Origin of the sequence: Escherichia fergusonii ATCC 35469 (assembly GCF_000026225.1) — a bacterium.
GTDB classification, from domain to species: domain Bacteria; phylum Pseudomonadota; class Gammaproteobacteria; order Enterobacterales; family Enterobacteriaceae; genus Escherichia; species Escherichia fergusonii.
In genome coordinates, this window is record NC_011740.1 from 2853835 (window position 1) to 2875160 (window position 21326).

General features: G+C 46.3%; 19 protein-coding genes, 1 tRNA gene and 2 pseudogenes. 10 read left to right on the forward strand and 12 right to left on the reverse strand.

What is annotated here, in order from left to right:
* The first annotated feature begins 208 nt into the window (after window positions 1-208).
* Window positions 209-1468: a cytosine permease gene (gene codB, locus EFER_RS14040; RefSeq protein WP_000076247.1), complete on the forward strand. Its 1260-nt coding sequence runs from the start codon at window positions 209-211 to the stop codon at window positions 1466-1468.
* On the forward strand, window positions 1458-2741 hold the full coding sequence (codA, locus tag EFER_RS14045) for a cytosine/isoguanine deaminase (RefSeq protein ID WP_015953668.1): 1284 nt from the start codon (window positions 1458-1460) through the stop codon (window positions 2739-2741). Before codB ends, codA begins: the two co-directional genes overlap by 11 nt.
* A gap of 220 nt (window positions 2742-2961) precedes the next feature.
* Here codA and EFER_RS14050 read toward each other — a convergent pair whose 3' ends face one another.
* The 4 genes and pseudogenes from EFER_RS14050 to EFER_RS24610 all read right to left on the reverse strand — a co-directional run bounded on the left by EFER_RS14050 (window position 2962) and on the right by EFER_RS24610 (window position 6287).
* Window positions 2962-4698 (reverse strand): metallophosphoesterase, encoded by a 1737-nt coding sequence (locus tag EFER_RS14050; RefSeq protein ID WP_000067801.1) that lies wholly within the window; start codon window positions 4696-4698, stop codon window positions 2962-2964.
* A 120-nt stretch (window positions 4699-4818) separates the two neighbouring features.
* Window positions 4819-5049 (reverse strand): annotated as a pseudogene (locus tag EFER_RS24795) (GyrI-like domain-containing protein); the annotation flags it as partial.
* A 32-nt stretch (window positions 5050-5081) separates the two neighbouring features.
* Complete coding sequence (locus EFER_RS14055) at window positions 5082-5984, reverse strand: pentapeptide repeat-containing protein (RefSeq protein ID WP_002431388.1); 903 nt, start codon at window positions 5982-5984, stop codon at window positions 5082-5084.
* A gap of 114 nt (window positions 5985-6098) precedes the next feature.
* A complete protein-coding gene (locus EFER_RS24610; protein WP_015953670.1) occupies window positions 6099-6287 on the reverse strand; it encodes a PerC family transcriptional regulator in 189 nt (62 codons plus the stop codon).
* A 422-nt stretch (window positions 6288-6709) separates the two neighbouring features.
* Here EFER_RS24610 and EFER_RS14065 point away from each other — a divergent pair.
* The 5 genes from EFER_RS14065 to EFER_RS14085 all read left to right on the forward strand — a co-directional run bounded on the left by EFER_RS14065 (window position 6710) and on the right by EFER_RS14085 (window position 11024).
* Window positions 6710-7872 (forward strand): IS3-like element IS3F family transposase gene (locus tag EFER_RS14065; RefSeq protein WP_134895654.1). Its coding sequence is split into 2 segments (ribosomal slippage): window positions 6710-6971 and window positions 6971-7872, totalling 1164 coding nucleotides; the frame shifts between segments, so codons are not numbered across the junction.
* Window positions 7873-7963: 91 nt separating this feature from the next.
* On the forward strand, window positions 7964-8395 hold the full coding sequence (locus tag EFER_RS14070) for a YagK/YfjJ domain-containing protein (RefSeq protein WP_001204599.1): 432 nt from the start codon (window positions 7964-7966) through the stop codon (window positions 8393-8395).
* Between the two features lie 86 nt (window positions 8396-8481).
* The gene (locus EFER_RS14075; protein WP_000987389.1) at window positions 8482-8691 is read left to right on the forward strand and encodes a helix-turn-helix transcriptional regulator; all 210 of its coding nucleotides are present in this window, start codon (window positions 8482-8484) and stop codon (window positions 8689-8691) included.
* Window positions 8692-8772: 81 nt separating this feature from the next.
* Entirely contained in the window at window positions 8773-9840 is a 1068-nt protein-coding gene (locus EFER_RS14080; protein WP_000059861.1) for an SH3 domain-containing protein, read from the forward strand.
* A gap of 278 nt (window positions 9841-10118) precedes the next feature.
* Window positions 10119-11024 carry a hypothetical protein gene (locus EFER_RS14085; RefSeq protein WP_000936736.1) on the forward strand — a complete coding sequence of 302 codons (906 nt, stop codon included), beginning with the start codon at window positions 10119-10121 and terminating at the stop codon, window positions 11022-11024.
* A gap of 370 nt (window positions 11025-11394) precedes the next feature.
* Here the strand turns inward: EFER_RS14085 and EFER_RS14095 are convergent, their stop codons facing one another.
* Entirely contained in the window at window positions 11395-11925 is a 531-nt protein-coding gene (locus EFER_RS14095) for a GIY-YIG nuclease family protein (protein ID WP_024256517.1), read from the reverse strand.
* A protein-coding gene (locus EFER_RS14100) for an IS3 family transposase (protein ID WP_134895659.1) occupies window positions 11855-13023 on the reverse strand; the annotation gives its coding sequence in 2 pieces (ribosomal slippage) (window positions 11855-12774 and window positions 12774-13023; 1170 coding nt in all). Before EFER_RS14100 ends, EFER_RS14095 begins: the two co-directional genes overlap by 71 nt.
* A 115-nt stretch (window positions 13024-13138) precedes the next feature.
* On the opposite strand from EFER_RS14100, the gene EFER_RS24175 reads away from it, so the two are divergent.
* Complete coding sequence (locus EFER_RS24175; RefSeq protein ID WP_000856957.1) at window positions 13139-13609, forward strand: MarR family winged helix-turn-helix transcriptional regulator; 471 nt, start codon at window positions 13139-13141, stop codon at window positions 13607-13609.
* A gap of 141 nt (window positions 13610-13750) precedes the next feature.
* Here EFER_RS24175 and EFER_RS14115 read toward each other — a convergent pair.
* Window positions 13751-13903: pseudogene (locus EFER_RS14115) on the reverse strand (arsenic metallochaperone ArsD family protein); the annotation flags it as partial.
* A 47-nt stretch (window positions 13904-13950) separates the two neighbouring features.
* A complete protein-coding gene (gene arsR, locus EFER_RS14120) occupies window positions 13951-14304 on the reverse strand; it encodes an As(III)-sensing metalloregulatory transcriptional repressor ArsR (protein WP_015953675.1) in 354 nt (117 codons plus the stop codon).
* Between the two features lie 231 nt (window positions 14305-14535).
* On the opposite strand from arsR, the gene EFER_RS14125 reads away from it, so the two are divergent.
* Together EFER_RS14125 and EFER_RS14130 are read left to right on the forward strand one after the other, a co-directional pair.
* Window positions 14536-16446, forward strand: coding sequence for an ATP-dependent nuclease (locus EFER_RS14125; protein WP_024256519.1), 1911 nt, complete (start codon window positions 14536-14538; stop codon window positions 16444-16446).
* A 2-nt stretch (window positions 16447-16448) separates the two neighbouring features.
* Complete coding sequence (locus EFER_RS14130) at window positions 16449-18209, forward strand: UvrD-helicase domain-containing protein (protein WP_000148672.1); 1761 nt, start codon at window positions 16449-16451, stop codon at window positions 18207-18209.
* Window positions 18210-18265: 56 nt separating this feature from the next.
* On the opposite strand, the gene EFER_RS14135 is transcribed toward EFER_RS14130, so the two are convergent.
* From EFER_RS14135 to EFER_RS14150, 4 genes are all read right to left on the reverse strand, one after another.
* The gene (locus EFER_RS14135) at window positions 18266-19435 is read right to left on the reverse strand and encodes a tyrosine-type recombinase/integrase (protein ID WP_000778547.1); all 1170 of its coding nucleotides are present in this window, start codon (window positions 19433-19435) and stop codon (window positions 18266-18268) included.
* A gap of 164 nt (window positions 19436-19599) precedes the next feature.
* Window positions 19600-19673, reverse strand: a tRNA-Gly gene (locus EFER_RS14140).
* A 78-nt stretch (window positions 19674-19751) separates the two neighbouring features.
* Entirely contained in the window at window positions 19752-20510 is a 759-nt protein-coding gene (gene actS, locus EFER_RS14145; protein WP_001272559.1) for an amidase activator ActS, read from the reverse strand.
* 83 nt (window positions 20511-20593) lie between these two features.
* Window positions 20594-21325, reverse strand: coding sequence for a class II aldolase and adducin N-terminal domain-containing protein (locus tag EFER_RS14150; RefSeq protein ID WP_000512958.1), 732 nt, complete (start codon window positions 21323-21325; stop codon window positions 20594-20596).
* Between the last annotated feature and the right edge of the window lies 1 nt (window position 21326).

Sequence of the window (21326 nt, forward strand, 5' to 3'; positions counted from 1 at the left end):
AACTATCATCCCCAGTAATATCTCCAGCCTTTTGAAATTTTGTCGTTAACCTCTTATCCGATGATTTTTAATAGATAAATACAATTCCTCCAATCCTTATTCATCAATATAAAAAATATATTCACCCACGAAAACGATTGCTTTTTATCTTCAGATGAATAGAATGCGGCGGATTTTTTGGGTTTCAAACAGCAAACGGAGGAATTTCGTGTCGCAAGATAACAACTTTAGCCAGGGGCCAGTCCCGCAGTCGGCGCGGAAAGGGGTATTGGCATTGACGTTCGTCATGCTGGGATTAACCTTCTTTTCCGCCAGTATGTGGACCGGCGGCACTCTCGGAACCGGTCTTAGCTATCATGATTTCTTCCTCGCAGTCCTCATCGGTAATCTTCTCCTCGGTATTTACACTTCATTTCTTGGTTACATTGGCGCAAAAACCGGCCTGACCACTCATCTTCTTGCCCGCTTCTCGTTTGGTGTTAAAGGCTCATGGCTGCCTTCACTGCTGCTGGGCGGCACTCAGGTCGGCTGGTTCGGTGTTGGCGTGGCGATGTTTGCTATTCCGGTGGGCAAGGCAACCGGGCTGGATATTAATTTGCTGATTGCCGTTTCCGGTTTACTGATGACCGTCACCGTCTTCTTTGGCATTTCGGCGCTGACGGTACTTTCGGTGATTGCGGTTCCGGCGATTGCCTGCCTTGGCAGTTATTCCGTATGGCTGGCCGTTAACGACATGGGCGGCCTGAACGCATTAAAAGCGGTCGTTCCCGCACAACCGTTAGATTTCAATGTCGCGCTGGCGCTGGTTGTGGGGTCATTTATCAGTGCGGGTACGCTCACCGCTGACTTTGTCCGCTTTGGTCGCAATGCCAAACTGGCGGTGCTGGTGGCGATGGTGGCCTTTTTCCTCGGCAACTCGTTGATGTTTATTTTCGGTGCGGCAGGCGCTGCGGCACTGGGGATGGCGGATATCTCTGATGTGATGATTGCTCAGGGCTTGCTGCTGCCCGCGATTGTGGTACTGGGGCTAAATATCTGGACCACCAATGATAACGCACTGTATGCGTCAGGTTTAGGTTTCGCCAACATTACCGGTATGTCGAGCAAAACCCTTTCGGTAATCAACGGTATTATCGGCACAGTCTGCGCACTATGGCTGTATAACAATTTTGTCGGCTGGCTGACTTTCCTTTCGGCTGCTATTCCTCCGGTGGGTGGTGTGATCATCGCCGACTATCTGATGAACCATCGCCGCTATGAGCACTTTGCGACCACGCGTATGATGAGTGTCAATTGGGTGGCGATTCTGGCGGTCGCGCTGGGGATTGCCGCAGGCCACTGGTTACCGGGGATTGTTCCGGTCAACGCGGTATTAGGTGGCGCGCTGAGTTATCTGATCCTTAACCCGATTTTGAATCGCAAAACGACAGCTGCAATGACGCATGTGGAGGCTAACAGTGTCGAATAACGCTTTACAGACAATTATTAACGCCCGGTTACCCGGCAAAGAGGGGCTGTGGCAGATTCATCTGCAGGACGGAAAAATCAGCGCCATTGATGCGCAATCCGGCGTGATGCCCGTAACAGAAAACAGCCTGGATGCCGAGCAAGGTTTAGTTTTACCGCCGTTTGTGGAGCCGCATATTCACCTGGATACCACGCAAACCGCCGGGCAACCGAACTGGAATCAGTCCGGCACGCTGTTTGAAGGCATTGAACGCTGGGCCGAGCGCAAAGCGTTATTAACCCATGACGATGTGAAACAACGCGCCTGGCAAACGCTGAAATGGCAGATTGCCAACGGCATTCAGCATGTGCGTACCCATGTCGATGTTTCGGATGCAACCCTGACTGCGCTGAAAGCAATGCTGGAAGTGAAGCAGGAAGTCGCGCCGTGGATTGATCTGCAAATCGTCGCCTTCCCGCAGGAAGGGATTTTGTCGTATCCCAACGGTGAAGCGTTGCTGGAAGAGGCGTTACGCTTAGGGGCTGACGTAGTGGGGGCGATTCCACATTTTGAATTTACCCGTGAATATGGCGTGGAGTCGCTGCATAAAACCTTCGCCCTGGCGCAAAAATACGACCGTCTCATTGATGTTCACTGTGATGAGATCGATGACGAACAGTCGCGCTTTGTCGAAACCGTTGCCGCCCTGGCTCACCGTGAAGGCATGGGCGCGCGAGTCACCGCCAGCCACACCACGGCAATGCACTCCTATAACGGGGCGTATACCTCGCGCCTGTTCCGTTTGCTGAAAATGTCCGGTATTAACTTTGTCGCCAACCCGCTGGTCAATATTCATCTACAAGGGCGTTTCGATACGTATCCAAAACGTCGCGGTATTACGCGCGTTAAAGAGATGCTGGAGTCCGGCATTAACGTCTGCTTTGGTCACGATGATGTCTTCGATCCGTGGTATCCGCTGGGAACGGCGAATATGCTGCAAGTGCTGCATATGGGACTACATGTTTGTCAGTTGATGGGCTACGGACAGATTAACGACGGCCTGAATTTGATCACCCACCACAGCGCCAGGACGTTGAATTTGCAGGATTACGGCATTGTCGCCGGAAACAGCGCCAACCTGATTATCCTGCCGGCTGAAAATGGGTTTGATGCGCTGCGCCGTCAGGTTCCGGTACGCTATTCGGTACGTGGTGGTAAGGTGATTGCCAGCACGCAACCGGCACAAACAACGGTGTATCTGGATCAGCCAGAAGCCATCGATTACAAACGTTGATCGCCTTGTGAACAAGCCACTGGTCTGTGTTGATTGTTAGTACACCGCCAGTGGCTGTAAGCATTAATACTCAATAAAATTCATATCTTGCGAAATTGGTGTGGTTACCGCGCCGCACATATGGAACTCAAATTCGTCTGGCGATACGCAGGATCTTAGTTTTGCAGAGTTCTGGAAGCGGGACTCCCGGCATTGCAAAATGTCGGAAGTCCTGGACTTGTTACGGATGAAACGAATTATTCTGTCCACTCAACGTAGTTGCCACATGGACATTACGATCAAATATCAGATCGGACCCAATTTTACCGCCCATCCCATCAAGCGTGACATAACTCTCCTTGCCAATTGCGCTGGTATGCCCATGCACCGAGATCATCCCGTCAGGTGTGTCCAGTACTTCTTTCACCATTTCACCGTTTTCATTTTTCACTTCTTTCGTCAAACCAATATCCGCCAGATTCGCCTGACGATATACCATCTGGCCTAAAAAGAGCCAGACATCCTCTTTAGGTTTTGGCAAACCTTTGATTGAGGAATACTTAACCCCATCCACGGCAGCCGCGAACAGTTTATTCCAGTTATCGTTTATCATCGTCACGCCATCATCCTTAAACATCAGATTCAGGAATAGCTTGTCCATATGAGCCAGATTCGTGGAGGTCATTTCATCTGATTTTTGTGGTACAGGACGTCTCTGCGATTCAAGCTCCTTCTCCATCAGCGGCACCAGAGTTTTACATGCATCCCCCGTCAGAGGTGCATGGCTGTAACAGAACGCTCCGACGCTGGCAGGTTGCAGCAGATGCAGATGCGGAATGTAAGCTTTATTCATCAGTTTGGTGTATGCCTCTTTTGCCTCCCCGACGCTCTTAAAGCCATCTTTACTTACGCTTGCAGCATAATCAGGAGAATCAAAGCGGGGTAAAGATGCCACAGCGGGTCCCCTCATCGATTCTGATGCCCAGGTAATCGCGGGCGACGGTGCAGCAGGTGTCGGGTTAGCATCCGGGGTATACGCCGGTACGAGGGACTGGCACTGCCCAAAGGCAGCAAGGTCATGGTTACCCAGCAAAACATCATATTTCACACCGAGTTTATCCATTTGCGCCAGCACATTTAATGAACAAAAGTCACTCAATCCCCGGTCGGCAAGCACATCGCCCACCATAATCATGCGCCCCTGGGCCGCTCCCGCTTTCACCGCATCCGGCAGTAACTTGTTGAATGTCGCGCTATCACCAGAGTGGTAGGCCTGCTGCAATTTGGTAAATGCACCTTCGTCCTTCACCTTCAGATGTCCGGTGGTAATAGATTGGTGAAGCATTAACAGTGCATTTCCGTGGAGATCTCCCAATGCCACTTCGGGCAGGCTGGAGGGAAAGTTGACCGGGTCATGGGTAGGAATTTTTCCGGCGTAGAGGTTCAGCGGCATTTTTCGCACGCCAGAAAGATATTCCGTTGATGTAATTCCCGTCACCGCTTCAAAAGAACATCCTCCGAGATAAGGCACCCCTGGATCAACAGTCACCTGTTGTAAACCATTGTCCCTGGCCTCTATCCGCAGAGTTTGGCTGAACCCGCCGCAGTCATTTTTCTGCAACAAATCCAGGGCCGCTCCGGCTGCCTCTGCAAGAGAAGTGCGTCCCTTTGCCACATGCACGCCCTGCATCTGGAATGTTTCAAGAGCCACCTTCTTTTCGGCATCAGATGCGTTTTTCAACATACTTGTCGCTTTGAGTAAAACAGGAGCCTCCTGGATTTCCCGCCTACGTCCTCCCTGGAAAAAATCAAGAAACCGCTCAAGCAAACTCAATTTAACATCCTGTTTGAGCAATGTTTTTACAAATTCACCTACTGCCTGGCCCTGTAACGGCACAGAAGATTCCTGTTTATTAAGGCGCTCCAGGGTATTCCAACCAGGAGCTTGCTGATAGGGTTGAAGTGACAGATTACTCATTGGAACCTCCTTGCTGTTGTAAGTTACCCACTTTCAGATAGCTCACGGCATAAAGGCTATAAAAAATAGCTCATTCTTATTGTTGGATAACAAAATTCCACTAATCCCGGTGTGGCATAATTAACCGGTGAATCCCTTCAACCTGGTTAACACTTCATGCGCTCCCTGATGGCGCAATACTGCGCATCGCCCCGCCGGAATTTCACTATTTATTACCCCGAAGCGATTATCTTGCGAAATCGGTGCGGTTACCGAGCCGCACAAATGGAACTCAGATTCGTCTGGCGGCGTTAAGCTGGGATCGTAAGGCGCAATACCGAACCCAGACCAGCCGCGCCTTCTGTTATAACTCTGTACATCCTGACACTGTGCAGTTCAGCACCTTACACTATGGCAAAACTCAGGTCGGCACCGTACAGCCTGACACAGTGCATGTTGGTATTGCGCAGGTTGGCACCATGCAGTCTGGCATTATGCAGGTCGGCAAAACTCAGGTCGGCACTACGCAGGTCTGCATCGCACAAGTCAGCACTGCGCAGGTCGGTACTGTACAGGCTGGCATCGCGCAGATCAGCACCGTGCAGTCTGGCAAAACTTAGGTTGGTACCGCGCAGGCTGGCACCGCTAAGGCTGGCACCGCTAAGGCTGGCACCACACAAGTCGGCACCGCTAAGGTTGGCACCATTAAGGTTGGCACGGATAAGGTTGGCACCGTGCAGGTCGGCACCACGCAGGTCAGCACCGTGCAAGTTGGCATCGCGCAGGTCGGCACCGTACAGGCAGGCACCCAACAGGCTGGCCCCACTAAGGTTGGCACCTCTCAGGTCTGCACCTCTCAGATCAGGTCGTTCCCCAGTAGAGCTTAATTGTATTGCCTGGTGTTCAATGACCACATTCCCGAAATGAAAGGTTGTCTTCAGGCAGTTATTCACGTCAAGACTGATTGTCCAGTTTACAGACTTACTCACTGACTGATCGGAGATCAATGCTTTGAGCTTACGGAATGCATAAAGAGAAGACGTATACTTCTTGCCTTCGTTATTATCAACAGCGCCAGGGAGCCCACTGACTTCGGTATCTTCAGGGGTCGGATAAAGCAATTTATAGAGATTTTCGAGAGCCTCTGCTTTCTTTTCTATGCGGAACCAGTCCTTAAATCTGTCCCACAACCCCATATGCACGGCGGTGTCATGGTTCCCGGACATCATCCGTTTCACTCTTGAATCATTCAGCGTGCAGGCTGAAATCTGTTGTCCATGATTAACATTCAGTGTCAGTGACATCATTTGCCTCCTGATGTTATCACCTGTGGTCTGAAACGAGCTGGTTTACGGTATACCCGGAATGCTCTGCCGTAAGGCATATCAATTCCCATATCTTTCTGTACCTTCGTGGCTGCCTCACGTCCCCCGATATGTTACTTGGGGTCGTTGTGCATTTCTCAGACAGCGCTCGCGACATTGCCTGGCCTGCCTGCGGTCATCAGCGTCCGTACTCAACATCATCACATCCAGCCACCGGTCAGCAGCCCTGCGGTACAGTCCTCTGGCTTCCAGTGCTTCTGCCTTACTGTCACTTATCCCGCTCACTTATCTTGACTCCCGATTTTCCTGAACCTGTTAGCTGCAGATGCCTGCTGCTCTGCAGTGGCCTCTCCACATGGCAACGAGGTACTAATCTCTCAACAACCCGCTACACACGGATCACCGATACACGCAAACACGAGACAACTGCTTATCCAGAGAAGAAGGGTATTTGATTTTGATTATTGAACCTGGGTATGTCTCCCAGTGAATTGTTGCACCTAATATTTCGAGCCCTGAGGCTAGATGTTCCTCCTCAGTACCTGATATTTGAGCGCCCCATATGGCAGGAGCGTTCTTCACTAATGAAGATTTCTGCAAGTCTGTTCCCCATTCTGTCCACAATGACCCTACTTCACGGACTGATCTTACCCAGCAATAGTGGACACGCGGCTAAGTGAGTAAACTCTCAGTCAGAGGTGACTCACATGACAAAATCTGTATCAACCAGCAAAAAAGCACGTAAACAGCATTCGCCTGAATTTCGCAGTGAAGCCCTGAAACTTGCTGAACGCATCGGTGTTGCTGCCGCAGCCCGTGAACTCAGCCTGTATGAATCACAGCTCTACAACTGGCGCAGTAAACAGCAACATCAGCAGACTTCTTCTGAACGTGAGCTGGAGATGTCCACCGAGATTGCACGTCTCAAACGCCAGCTGGCAGAACGGGATGAAGAGCTGGCTATCCTCCAAAAGGCCGCGACATACTTTGCGAAGCGCCTGAAATGAAGTATGTCTTTATTGAAAAACATCAGGCGGAGTTCAGCATCAAAGCAATGTGCCGTGTGCTCCGGGTGGCCCGCAGCGGCTGGTATACATGGTGTCAGCGGCGTACAAGGATAAGCAAGCGTCAGCAGTTCCGTCAGCACTGCGACAGCGTTGTCCGTGAGGCTTTTACCCGGTCAAAACAGCGTTACGGTGCACCACGCCTGACGGATGAACTGTGTGCTCAGGGTTACCACTTTAACGTAAAAACCGTGGCGGCAAGCCTGCGCCGTCAGGGGCTGAGGGCAAAAGCCTCCCGGAAGTTCAGCCCGGTCAGTTACCGTGCACACAACCTGCCTGTGTCAGAAAATCTGCTGGAGCAGGATTTTTACGCCAGTGGCCCTAACCAGAAGTGGGCGGGAGACATCACTTACTTACGTACAGATGAAGGCTGGCTGTATCTGGCAGTGGTCATTGACCTGTGGTCACGTGCCGTTATTGGCTGGTCAATGTCGCCACGCATGACGGCGCAACTGGCCTGCGATGCCCTGCAGATGGCGCTGTGGCGGCGTAAGAGACCCCGGAACGTTATCGTTCACACGGACCGCGGAAGCCAGTACTGTTCAGCAGATTATCAGGCGCTGCTGAAGCGGCATAATCTGCGTGGCAGTATGAGCGCAAAGGGATGCTGCTACGATAATGCCTGCGTGGAAAGCTTCTTTCATTCGCTGAAAGTGGAATCTCTCCACGGAGAACACTTTATCAGCCGGGAAATAATGCGGGCAACAGTGTTTAATTATATCGAATGTGATTACAATCGCTGGCGACGGCACAGTTGGTGTGGTGGTCTCAGTCCGGAACAATTTGAAAACCAGAACCTCGCTTAGAGCTGTGTCCATATTACGAGGGTAGGATCAACGTTCAGCTATCTACCGTCATCCCGATGACTGGGATATATATCGACTTGCAGAGGAGCTCATGCGTGATGGGAAAATAGTAGGTTATTCATGGGTGATGGAATATTCACCTCTCAAGCAGCACCACTTCCATGTCATGTTTTATCTCGACGGTCAGAGTTTTAAAAGCAGTTATCGGATAGCAAGATATATTGGCGAGAGGTGGGTTGCAAAAACACAAGGGGAAGGGATATACCATATTTCAAATAAGAAACCCTATCACCAGGTCAGCGGTACGAAGATGATCCACCATAATGACAGAGAACGCCAGCGGGAAATTGAATACATTCTCAGCTATATGGCAAAGGCAGATCAGAAAGAGGAATTTGAAGAACTTATTTACGGCACCAGCATAGTTCCACCAAGCAGTGGGCGTGGCCGACCAAGGAAATCCAGGAAGGCAGAGGAAATACTTCGAAAACTCTGCTGCAGCCAGTCAAGTCAGGAGCGCTGAACGCTCAAAAATTATACCTAGACCTCATCATCTGAAGGAATATCATCACACCCGTTATTCCTTCTCCCATTCAACTCAGGAGAAAGATGATGAGCAACGATAGCATTATTAATACGACACTTATTGATATGAAATTTATCTGCGAACGTCTCGGTATGACGGATAAGTGGATTTATAAACTTATTCAGGATGGACGCTTCCCAAAACCAATTAAACTGGGACGCTCCTCCAAGTGGAAACTTAGCGAAGTTGACCAGTGGTTGCAGGACCAGATAATTGCCTCACGCGGCAGCTGAACCATACTGAAGCAAAACTAGATAATTTATAGTCTGTTCGATGATAGAATTACCGGGATATGTTGATGCAGGTTTATAACAATGTCCCTTACTCTTAAACAATTAGAATCATTTCAGAAAACTTACAAGTCAGTCGCCCCCTTGGCCGATTACAACCGGGCCATGAAGTCCTTATTCCCGACGGCAGAGATATTCAAAGTCGCACGTGAGCCAGCCTTAGCGCGCCTCGCTGATAATCCTGCACAGGCAGTCTTTGAACGCATACTTAAGCAGACCAACATTGTTCGGTCACTTGACTATGCGAAGTCAATGGTGGCTAAGCAGCTTAAGCTCACTGAAAGCCAGCATGCCCTGTTTCGGGAACAAAGTGCACTGATGCAACACGTCATACCGGATAGCTATAGGAAGCACCTGGACTGGTTTACCTCACCGGCAGCGCTTACGTCTCAAATAGAAGCGTTTCGTACGCTCCACAGTAGCACCTTTGGTGACCTGCTTAACTCGCATACCACAGCAACAGAGCAGTTGCTGCAACGGCGCTACAGTGGCCTGAATATCAGCGACAGCATTGGTGAGCTGCTGGCTAAGCGTTACGGCCTGAGCGTAGATATCGATGACGTAGGCAGCCTTATTGCCGCAGATGAGTCTCTTCCTGACCTGCCTGATGCTTTCCAGCAACTACCGATAGATAAAGCCCTGGAGAAGCCGGAGGTTCAATATTGGTTTGAACAGCTTTCTCTCGGTTTAAAAAAGATTGTCAGTGTAGTTTTGATAAGATGGCTCTTGATCGGGGTTGTTTGTGGCGTCGGCACTGACATCGTGAAGGAGACAATTAGAGATCATGCTACATCCTACATCGGTGACGAAGATGCATCCCGGCAGGTACGCAAAGGGATCCAGAATACCGTCGGTTCTGATGACCACTGGCATTATCTGAAGAACTTTAGGACGATAACCCGTAACAATGTCTATCTGCGCTCATCCCCATCAGAGAATGCTGAAATCCAGGAGATGTTGCAGGCTAATACTCCGCTGTACGTCATGGACAAATCAAACCGTCAGTGGCTCGCCGTGGAGGTGGAGATTAACGGTGAGAAAATCCAGGGCTGGGTATCTCGCCGATACACTTTGCCACTACATCGGCACTGATATGCAGGAAATAAGCCCCCAGCCAGGCCATTACCCGATTTTATCGCTTATCTGCGGAAAACTCATGACGGCCATCGTGGCCGTCATGAGCACATAATTAATACAGGTTATTGACTGTCATTGGATTGTTTAATAATCTATTTAACAGGTTATGCGCAGACCTGTCAGCCTGTAGACGAATCCGCCAAAGCGCTTTTTACCCTTTAGTTTTCAGAGCATATCCTTTTAACTTTGCTCTGTGTTTACAGGCCGCAGAGTATTTGTAAAAGGAATATGCAATGCTCCCACACCTCGATGTTAACGATCACCGTTATGTCCCATCACTCGATCAGCTTCGCAAACAGGCTCGCTTCCTCAGAGATCACTGCAATGTTCAATTGAACCATGCCTATGAAATGGTCGCGTATTTTTATCGATTTTCTAGCTGGGGAGATCTGCTAAATCACACCACCAGTGATATAGCCATCGTGGATCAGCAGATCGTTGCTCAGATGCGAGAAAAACTCCAGACATACAGAAACCGTCTGCCAGCATCTGATCTGCAACGATTATCCCAATTAGCAGCGCTGAAGGGCACCTTAACAGAGGCTGTGGTGAATGACCGTATAAAGACATTAAACGATCTGGATATCGTTCAGATCTATAATTGCCTGTATAACGAAGAATACTGGGGTGAACTAGTTCCGGTTTCTTGGTATGAAGTCCTCGATGAAACAGACAGATGTTTAATGTTGCTCGCCAAACGGACTGTTCTAGCGGGGCGTACCAAAACAGTTAACCCTCATATTAGCTTTCCATGGTTTGGATTCAGAATGTATGGATATTTACATATTGATGGAAACACACTGAACTACAAATGCAGAGAACTGGACAGCTACCTATTTCCATCAGAAAAAAAATACACAACAGTATTCAGCAGGCCGTGGTTTGCTGCATATGTCAGCGGTTTCATCCGTATGCAGCTTCATTCACTATGCAGTTCTGGCTTCTCAGGGAAAATCTCCTTTGAGAGAATAAATAATGTCGATTTGGTTGCAGGACCAGTAAGACAACCATACTTTGATGATGAAATACCAAGTTCATCAATGGACACAATTGTTGAAAATTTACTCAGCATGGGAGGCGTGAGGGATACCAGAAAACAAAATATAGCATTCCGTTTTGGTAACGGTGAGATGTATTGATGGACCGCTCATTCTGGATTTTACTCAGTGAACTGCCATCTTCAACAACTGCATTTATTTTACTTGCAGGTGTCATCTATACGCTGGCCAGAAAAGGTTGCTTCCCCTCGCTTTCACAACGTCAGTTCTTTTATCTGATAATGACGTTTACAATGATAACTGGCTGTAAAATCTTATTTGGATAAAACTCACCAAGCCGTTCTGCAACTTATTGATTAATATAAAAAGGCTCTGGAAATGTCCGCTTCTGGCACATAGTAGTCCACGGCAACGGCCAGGGGCGGTAATAAAGAGTAGTTCGCAATTGCTCCCACAGTTGATGCCGATTCTAATCAATGGGGAGCAGTTCAGCGTGCTTTTATAGGCTTTATTAGTTTCGGTTATGGCCAAACTCCCGCGAGAGCAGTATTTGTTTCCAGTGAGTTTCGCGGCGGTCAATTTCACCGTCTTCGGCATTAAGATCCATGACTTCGAGGATCGCGAAAGTGATATTCTGCAGTCGATTTTCATCGCCGGTGCCGAAAGCTTCCTTAATCCCTACATTGCCGCCATGCCCGGAACCAAAATAATATTCCCATCGGCCCCATATCCCCTCGATTCCAGCGGCTTTTCCAACGTAGAGTTTTCCACCATCACGATCGGTTAATACATAGATGCCTTTAACCACAGACAGTGCGGTGCGCCAGGATTGCAGATTAAGTCTGAGGATCGCACCGATGCTGTTCCGATCCAGCACGACGTTGCGGTAGCCTGGAAACTCGCCGAAGGTCAGACGTACCGGAGTGATGGAGTTGATAACCAGTTCGCTCTGAATACTTTCACTGTAGTGGTCAACTAAAACTGGCCACCGCTTTAGAGTTTTTCCAGTATCGGTTTTCCGATTCGTTTGGGGATAACCCACCGTTATAGTCATGCGGTCTTAGCGAGCTGTAATACCCAACGATATAGTCTGTGATCGCATGAGCAGCTTCGCTAAAGCTTACATAACCTGTTACTGGCACCCACTCGTTTTTAAGACTTCTGAAGAAGCGTTCCATCGGGCTGTTATCCCAACAGTTTCCACGTCGGCTCATACTCTGACTGATCCGGCAACGCCACAGTAACTGCCGGAACTGCCTGCTTGTATAGTGGCTACCCTGGTCGCTGTGGAACATCAATCCGGCTGGTTTACCGCGAGCTTCCCATGCCATTTCCAGCGCTTTGATGGTCAGCCTGCTGTCCGGTGAGAATGACATTGCCCAGCCCACCGGTTTCCTTGCGAACAGATCGAGAACAACAGCAAGGTAAGCCCAGCGCTTGCCTGTCCAGATATACGTCACATCGCCGCACCACACCTGATTAGGCTCTGTCACTGCGAACTGTCGCTCAAGGCGATTCGGGATAGCGACGTGTTCATGACCACCACGTTTATACCGGTGGGTGGGTTGCTGACAACTCACCAGTCCCAGTTCTTTCATGAGCCTGCCGGCAAGCCAGCGTCCCATTCTGAAGCCTCTCAGGGTTGCCATAATGGCGATACTTCTCGCGCCAGCAGAGCCATGGCTAATGTTATGCAGCTCCAGAACCTGACTACGTAATACAGCCCGTTTGCCGTCTGGCTTTTCGGGGCTTTCCACCCAGTATTTGTAGCTGCTGCGATGAACCCCGAACACTTGGCAGAGTGTGACCACAGGATACTGCGCTCTGAGTTTCCCGATTAACGAGAACTGTTCAGGGAGTCTGACATCAAGAGCGCGGTAGCCTTTTTTAATATGTCGTTTTCCATTTCAATGCGTTGTAGCTTTTTCTTCAGCTCTCGTATTTCAATCTGTTCCGGGGTTATAGGGGAGGCTTTAGGTATTTTGCCCTGTCGTTCATCCCGTAACTGCTTTACCCATCGTGTCATGGTAGAAAGCCCCACGTCCATGGCACTGGCCGCAGCTGCAACGGTGTAGTTCTGATCAAGGACCAGTTGAGCGGATTCGCGTTTAAACTCTGCGCTGAAATTTCTTTTTTTCATTGAGGCACCTGTAATGTTCTGAGGTGAGCATATCACCTCTGTTCAGGTGGCCAAATTCAGTAAACCACTACATCTTTTGAGTTGATATATCAACCCTGTGTGTTAGAATGTTGGCATGAAAACACAAAAACTCACAGATGAAGAGCTCCTGGCATGGCGAGGTTTTCGCAGAATGGGGGAAGTCATTTCCTCCATGATTGCCCGGGACATACAAAAAGCGACGGGGCTCTCGGCCCAGGATTTCGCGATCCTCTCACAATTGAGATCCACCCGTAATGGAGTGCGTAAACAGCGTGATATCCAGCAATTTCTCGGCTGGGACAAGAGCAGGCTGTCTCATCAACTCAGTAGAATGGCGAGTCGCGAAGTGATTACCCGTGAAAACAGGCCTGAACAGGGGCTTGTGGTTTGCATCACGGAAGAAGGTATCAAACAGATTATTCAGGCTGAACCCATTCATTCTGCTGCCGTCAGACGTTATTTTCTGGATTTTCTGAATCCAGATGATATGAACGCACTCACAAGCATTGCCGCAAAACTTCGAGAAGGGCTGGAATCTCAAGCGACGTATGATGATTTTCAGTAGCAGTCTGATAAATTTCGTCGGAGATTACGGTGAATAATCAAGACAAATCAAGCGTGCCCAATGGCCTATAAGCAATGTCCGCTGCTGGCACTTAGCGGACCGACTGAAACGTTGCGACGTCTAACAGCAGTAGCGGAAGCCCTGCTGCGCAAGGTTGTAACATTCAACCTGTACGCCACGTCCTTTCAGCCATTGCACATCAGCAGAAAAATCGACCAGAACCTGATCGACATCTGAGCCACATACGCCGGTACTGCAGCACTTTGCCGGGTCAAACACCGTTAACGTTTTCATTCCAAATACATCACATTCGAAAAAACATATATGTTAAGGCAAATTTTTTAGATGCAAACAGCCTTACCGCTACCAGAGCAGTTTGCCGATGCCAGCTTACGGGCGATGGCCTGTACGTCGTCCTGTTGGCTTAACCATGCCTGCTCAATCACCTGAGCAGCCCAGGAAGGAATATGCGGAGATAAGCGGTAGTGAACCCACTTGCCCTGTTTGCGATCCAGCAATAGACCACTTTCCCGGAGCATTGCCAGATGGCGGGAGATCTTAGGCTGAGACTGTTCCAACGCAGTGCAGAGGTCGCACACGCACAGCTCTCCCATCTCCCTGAGCAGCAGCACGATCCCTAGACGGGTTTCATCGGAGAGGTTTTTGAAGAGTTGTAGGGAAGTTAGAGACATCATTCCTCCTGTTCATTTGAAGTCAGGGTACTCTTAAAAAAATAAAATCAATTTACATATTCGTAAAAACGAATATGTTTTATGCGTTTTTAAGAGATGTGTCCCACAAATTACGCGCAAGGGTTTACTTTTCTCTTTAATACCTTGAAATTATTTTATTTTTTTGCTAAATCGTTGGCTTTGGATTTTAAACAGAAAAAGCAATTTGCTGATGTTATCAGGATGGTTACTCATATGTTTTTAAGCAAATTAAAAATAAAAGGCTTTAGATGTTTTAATGATGAATTTAATATTTCATTAAATGAAGGTCTTAGTGTTATTGTAGGTGAAAACGGGGCTGGGAAATCTGCTATTATAAACTCAATAAGGCAATTATTTATTGATTCAGAATCAGAGCGATATAACATAACAGAAAATGATTTTCATAGCCCATTCAGTAATCCTCCAAAAGCAAGTGATTCATTTACAATTAATGCAGAGTTTTCTAATTTAGATGCAAAGGAGATAATTGCCTTACTTCCTTGGACTGGGAATTCAGATGTAGCTAAATTAAATTTACACGTTGAGAATAAAGAAATAAGAGGGAGATATAAAAAATCACTTTGGGGTGGTGATTCGCAAAATTCTCAATTTGATTATGAATTATTAGACCTAATTTATTGTATATATCTCCCTCCATTAAGAGATGCAGAATCAAAACTGACCAATGGTCGGCAGTCAAGATTATCGAAACTTTTAAAAGCTATAAATAGAAAAGATCTTAAAACACTTAAAAAGAGTGGTGGAGTGCATCCTTTAGTAGATAAAGTTAATACCTTCAATGATGAATTATCAAATAGTGATTTATACAGTATTAAAGCTGCAAACCAATTAATAAAAAACCAGCTACAGAATGCTATAGGGCTTAATTTTGGGCAGAACACAGCAATTCAATTTGCAGAAAGTGACTTTACTAGAATTGTAGAAAGTTTACGGCTTATATTTTTCCCTGACTTAACAGAGAATGATACCAAACTTTTTAGAAACTTAGAGCAAAACAGCTTAGGTTATAATAACCTCCTTTATATTGCATCTATATTAGCCGAGCTTACTCTAGGCAACGAACAAGAGTCATCTACTTGTAGAGTGTTATTAATAGAAGAACCCGAAGCTCATTTGCACCCTCAACTTCAAATAAGATTACTTGAGCATTTAAAAAAAGTATCCGAAGACAAAGAAAATAATGTTCAAGTAATTGTCACAACTCATTCGACAACTCTTGCTTCTTCAGTCAGTGTTGATTCTATCATTCACTTATCCAAATCAACTTCCCCAGTAGCAACACGTATAAAAGACTGTGGATTAGCAAAAAAAAGTCAAGAGTTCATTGATAGATGGATGGATGTAACTAAATCCAACTTGCTTTTCGCAAGTGGTGTAATTCTCGTTGAGGGTATAGCCGAGCAAATGCTATTGCCTGTTTTAGCAAAAGAGGCATTAGCTAGTAGAGATGCAGGGAAAAACTCCTTATCAGATTTAGGTGTTTCTGTTATAAACCTTAATGGTATCTATTTTAGACACTTCATGGGAATATATTGTAACTTTGCAATCCCAAGTGAAAAGACAAAGCATGAAGGATTAAACATACCTGTTCGCTGTGCAGGATTAACAGATCTTGACCCTCCAAAAAAGATAAAAGAATGTGTAGAAGAAAATAAGTTCATTGAAAAAATAGTTATCCCCCATGATGATGAAATGTATGATGGTACTAATCATGCTATCAAGCTCGTAGGAGAGATAAATAGTTCTAAATATGCAAGGCTTTATGTAAGTAAATACAAAACACTTGAATACGATCTGGCAATGACAGGGAATAACATTGCTGTTATGTCAACTGTACTTTATGAAATTTGGCCTACAGATGGGGAAATAAAGAAGAAGATAAAAAAAATTATGGATGTAAATGACGATTGGTCGAAAAAAAAATCTAGCGAACGAGCTGTGATTGCAAATGAGTTATTACAATATATCGAGAACAATGAGTTAGGAAAAGGATATTTCGCACAAAGTCTTTCAGATAACATATTAAATAATAGAGTTAAATTTGAAACACCAGAATATATTAAAAATGCTATTCTCTGGGTATGCCAAGATGGAGAGGTATAAAGATGACGCATTTTAACTCTCAACAGATGGATTATATCGAATCCTCTATTGCCTCTAGTATTTATCTTGAGGCGTGTCCTGGTAGTGGAAAAACTGAAGTCATTGCAGCTAAAGTTGCAAAGGAGATAAATAATTGGACACTTAGTCCTAGTGGTATAGCTTTATTATCCTTTTCTAATAGCGCTACAGATGAACTTTTCTCACGGGTTAAAAAGTACTCCCCCGATACGGTCAGTAGATTCCCACACTTCATTGGAACTTTTGATAGTTTTATATTTAAGTTTTTAATTGGTCCTAACGCAAAATGTTTGACTCATTTTGAAGGGGAATGTAATAAAAATACTTTAAGGATTATAGAGTCTGCGTCACCATTATTCATTCAAACAAAATATGCTTACAATAAAAGAGGGAAGATCAAAGCACACCATTATACTTTTGATAGAAGAAATGATTCCATACTGTTCAACTCGGATAGCCCCGAACTTGACAGAATGAGAAACGCCATAAACCTGCAGGAATGGCAAATTAAAGATTTAATAGAAACAAAATATAAGTTATTTAAATCTGGATTAATGACTCACGATGACTCACTATTTCTTGCTGCTGAAATCTTCATTAATGAAAAGTATAAAAATTATGCTTTATTACTCTCTAAAAGATTTCCACTAATTATTATTGATGAGTGCCAAGATTTATCATACGAGCACTTATTTATATTACAGGGGCTTCATGATTTAGGAGTTAAACTTCACTTTGTCGGTGATTTAGAACAATCCATTTATGGTTTCCGTGCTGTAGATCCTAAAGATACAATAAAATTCATTACTGACAATGAATTCGAAAGAATGCCATTAAAAATTAATTATCGGAGCTGTCAGCAAATCATTGATCTTTGTTCAAAATTAACAGCACATGATGGTGTTAATGGCCAATTTAGTTCAATTGAATCTCCCTGTATCGTTTTGCAGTATAATGAAACGCCTCTAGAATTAATCGATAAAATTGGACAGCTATGTTTCGGATACAGTAATAATGTAATCGTAGCTCGTGGGCACTCTATTTTGGAAAAGTTCACATTTAATGGTGTTGAAGATAATATTGTGAAAAACCTTGTTAATGCAATAAATATTTTCTCATTACATGGAACTCAAAATATAAAAAACTCACTGCAGTTATTTTCAACAGTGATACGCGCGAGATCAAATCATCCAATTAGAGAATCTAAGTATAATTGTCCTAATGAGATTGAGTCATCCGTGCAATGGCGAGCATTTCTTTTCTATACATTGGAATACTTCATCGAGAATAAGCTCAACAATTTTGAATTAACATGGAGTAAGTGGTGTAAAAATGCAAATGCAATCCTTATCAATCTTCATCAGCAACCGTTCATAACTGATGAATTAAAACCTATAGTAGAGGAAGTATTTTCCTTATCTATAAAAGCTCCTTCAGGACTTGCAAAAATTAATGTTTCGGAGTTCACTGCAATAGAAAAAGTAAATACTGAAAATTATAAATATGCTACAATTCATAGCGTTAAAGGTGAAACTCATGATGTAACAATTCTATTATCATCGCCTTCAAACTCCGGAAATAATGGTTCACACTGGAAACAGTGGATAAGTAATCAAAAATCAGAATCAACCAGATTTGCCTATGTTGCAAGCTCAAGGCCTAGATATCGATTAGTCTGGGGTGTCAAAAAATTAAAAAATAGTGAAGCTGATACATTAAGAAAACTTGGTTTTACTATTGAATGAAGATATTTTTACCTGCTTCATTCATTGTGAGTTGAAGCAGGTTGCAATTAGTTCTGTCAATTATTAATGATCAAATCTCCATACCACTGCATCATCTCCCTCCGCCCCTCCAGATATTGAGCATGGTTATATGTCCCACGAATTGAGTTCTTATCGACGTGAGCCAGCTGTAACTCAATCCAGGCCGAGTTAAATCCCTGCTCATGCAAAATAGTACTCATCGTGTGGCGGAATCCGTGCCCCGTAACGCGCCCGGCATAGCCGATACGCCTAACCAACACAATCAATGCCATATCACTCATCGATTTCTTAGGATTATTACGCCCAGGGAACAGCAACGCACCTGCACCTGTCATAGGTTTAAGCTGATTAAGTAGGTCAATTGCCTGGCTTGATAACGGAACCAGATGAGGGCGGCGCATTTTCATGCGCTCTGCTGGCACGTTCCAAACCTTCCGCTCAAAATCAAACTCCTGCCACTCCGCTTGCCTCAATTCCCCAGGCCTTACTCCAGTCAAAATAAGTAATTGCATCGCAATCTTAACAAGCACACTACCGGCATAGGTATTCAGAGTCCGAAGAAACTCTGGTAATTCATCCTGGGTTAAAAAAGCATAGTGTTCTTTCTCATGTGGAGTCACGGCGCTGGCTAGATCAGGTGCTGGATTGTACTCGGCTCTGCCAGTCACAACGGCATACTTCCAGACTTCTCCACAACGTTGACGAACCTTACGTACCTTCTCAGTTGCTCCTCGTGCTTCTATCTTTGAAAGAACAGCAAGCAGCTCCATCGGCTTGATATCTTTGATTGGCCGGTGACCGATATAAGGAAATACATCCTTTTCAAAGGTTCTTAGCATCTCTTCGCGGTAGGAGACAGACCAGCGGTCATAGCGACGCTGATACCACTCCCGCGTGATAGCCTCAAACGAGTTTTCTGCGTCCTGTTGACGGCTAAGTTTCTCAATTTTTCGTTCAAGAGAAGGATCATTGCCAACAGCTAATGTTCTTTTAGCATCCTCACGCTTACTTCTGGCTTCAGCTAAAGAAACATCAGGGTAAACGCCAATAGCGAGCAGCTTCTCTTTGCCTAGTGAACGGTATTTGAGACGCCAGTATCTTTTGCCATTGGGATTAACCAGCAGGTAAAGACCACCACCATCAGCGAGTTTGTAGGGCTTATCTTTAGGTTTTGCAGTTTCAACCTGACGAGCAGTCAGCTTCATTGGGGGTACCTCTCAGCAGGGGGTACAATTATACCCCCACTCATACCCCCACATTGAGCTTGACCCTGAGGGAGTACTATTGAGTTCAATAGACTAATAGAATGCTATAACTACTGATTTATCAAGGAAAAGTTGAGTTTGGTAGACTTCAGGGGAGTTGAGTTTGGAGCGGGCGAAGGGAATCGAACCCTCGTATAGAGCTTGGGAAGCTCTCGTTCTACCATTGAACTACGCCCGCTTTGAGATGCGTAAGGCATTATAAGCCTTACGCTCTTGCTGGCAAGTGGCTTTGTACTGACTGCTGTTTATTTCACCGTCAGCATTTCGGTTTACTGCCTTGCGGGGGGAGATAACGCAGCGGATCAATGGCAGTTGCCCGGTAACGGATCTGGAAGTGCAGCCGTACAGAGGCAGCGTCAGTACTGCCCATGGTGGCGATTTTCTGGCCCGCTTTTACCGTCTCCCCATTATTGACCAGAATAGTGTCGTTATGGGCGTAGGCAGTAATGTAATCTTCACTGTGCTTTATCATCACCAGATTACCGTAACCACGCAGTTGGTTACCCGCATACACGACCTTGCCGGCTCCGGCAGCATAAACCGGTGTACCTCGGGCCGCGGCGATGTCGATGCCTTTATTTCCGCCATCCGCCATTGAGTATGGCAAAATCACCTTCCCACTGGCTGGCCACCGCCAACAGCGTTGACCAACAGGTGGCCAGGAAGATTGCGGAACGGAAGAAGATGGTCTGACCGCTGCAGTTTTGCTGGTCGATTTTTTGCCAGATTTACTGGCAGTTTTGCTGCTTTTCGACCCACTGCTCACTTTCAGTTTTTGCCCAACCTCAATAGTATAAGGCGGTGAAATGCCGTTCAGACGAGCGAGTTCTTTTACGCTGGTGCCAGTAGCGCGTGAAATACGATACAACGTATCTCCCCGCTTCACAGTGTAAACGGTACCAGAATAGCTTCCCGAATCGGATGACGGTTTGCTGGAACAGCCCGCCAGCAGTAGCCCCATAGACAACAGCAGCGCAATTCCGAGGCTATTTTTATTCAAGCGTCCTGCGCTCAAAGCGAATCCTCACGATATTTCAAGTCGCTTTATGATAGCAGCCATCCGCAAGATGCCCAATCTCTTGCATCTGACATAACATGTTAATCAAGCACTGACGGATCTGCTTCAATCATCAGTTGCTTCATTTCAGCAAAATGCTGACGGGAAAAATCAACGATCTTCTCCCAGTCACGGGCCGTTTTTTCTGCGACTTCATCCGGCAGGATTTTCAGTGGCTGTCCACAGGACATAGCAGTAACAAATATCTGACAAGCACGCTCAAGCGTCCAGATATCATCAAATGCTTCCCCTACTGAAATACCAGTAACTAACACGCCGTGGTTACCCATCAGCAAGCGCCGTTTTTCTCCCAGTAATCCTGCCAGTCGGGCACCTTCTGCCGTTGTGTCTGCCATTCCACCATATAAGGTATCTATTGCCATACGATTAAAATAACGTGCCGTATTTTGATCGATTGCAGGAATATGCGGTGTCTCCAGACACGCAACGCTGGTGGTATAGACCGGATGAAGATGCAGCACGACACGTGCTGCTGGCAGACGTTGATGAATCTGCCCATGAATCGCCCATGCCGTGGCATCGACATCTTCACGGTGGGCATTAGCTTCATCATCAGCATCTAACAACAGCAAGTCGCTGGCACGAATCCGGGAAAAATGTTTCCACTTAGGATTCAGCAGAAACGTCTTTCCGTCGTCAGAAATTGCCGCGCTGAAATGATTAGCGACAGCTTCGTGCATCCCAAGATGGGCAATTATGCGGAAGGTTACGGCCAGATCGACACGGATCTGCTCTTCAATTGATATTCCCATT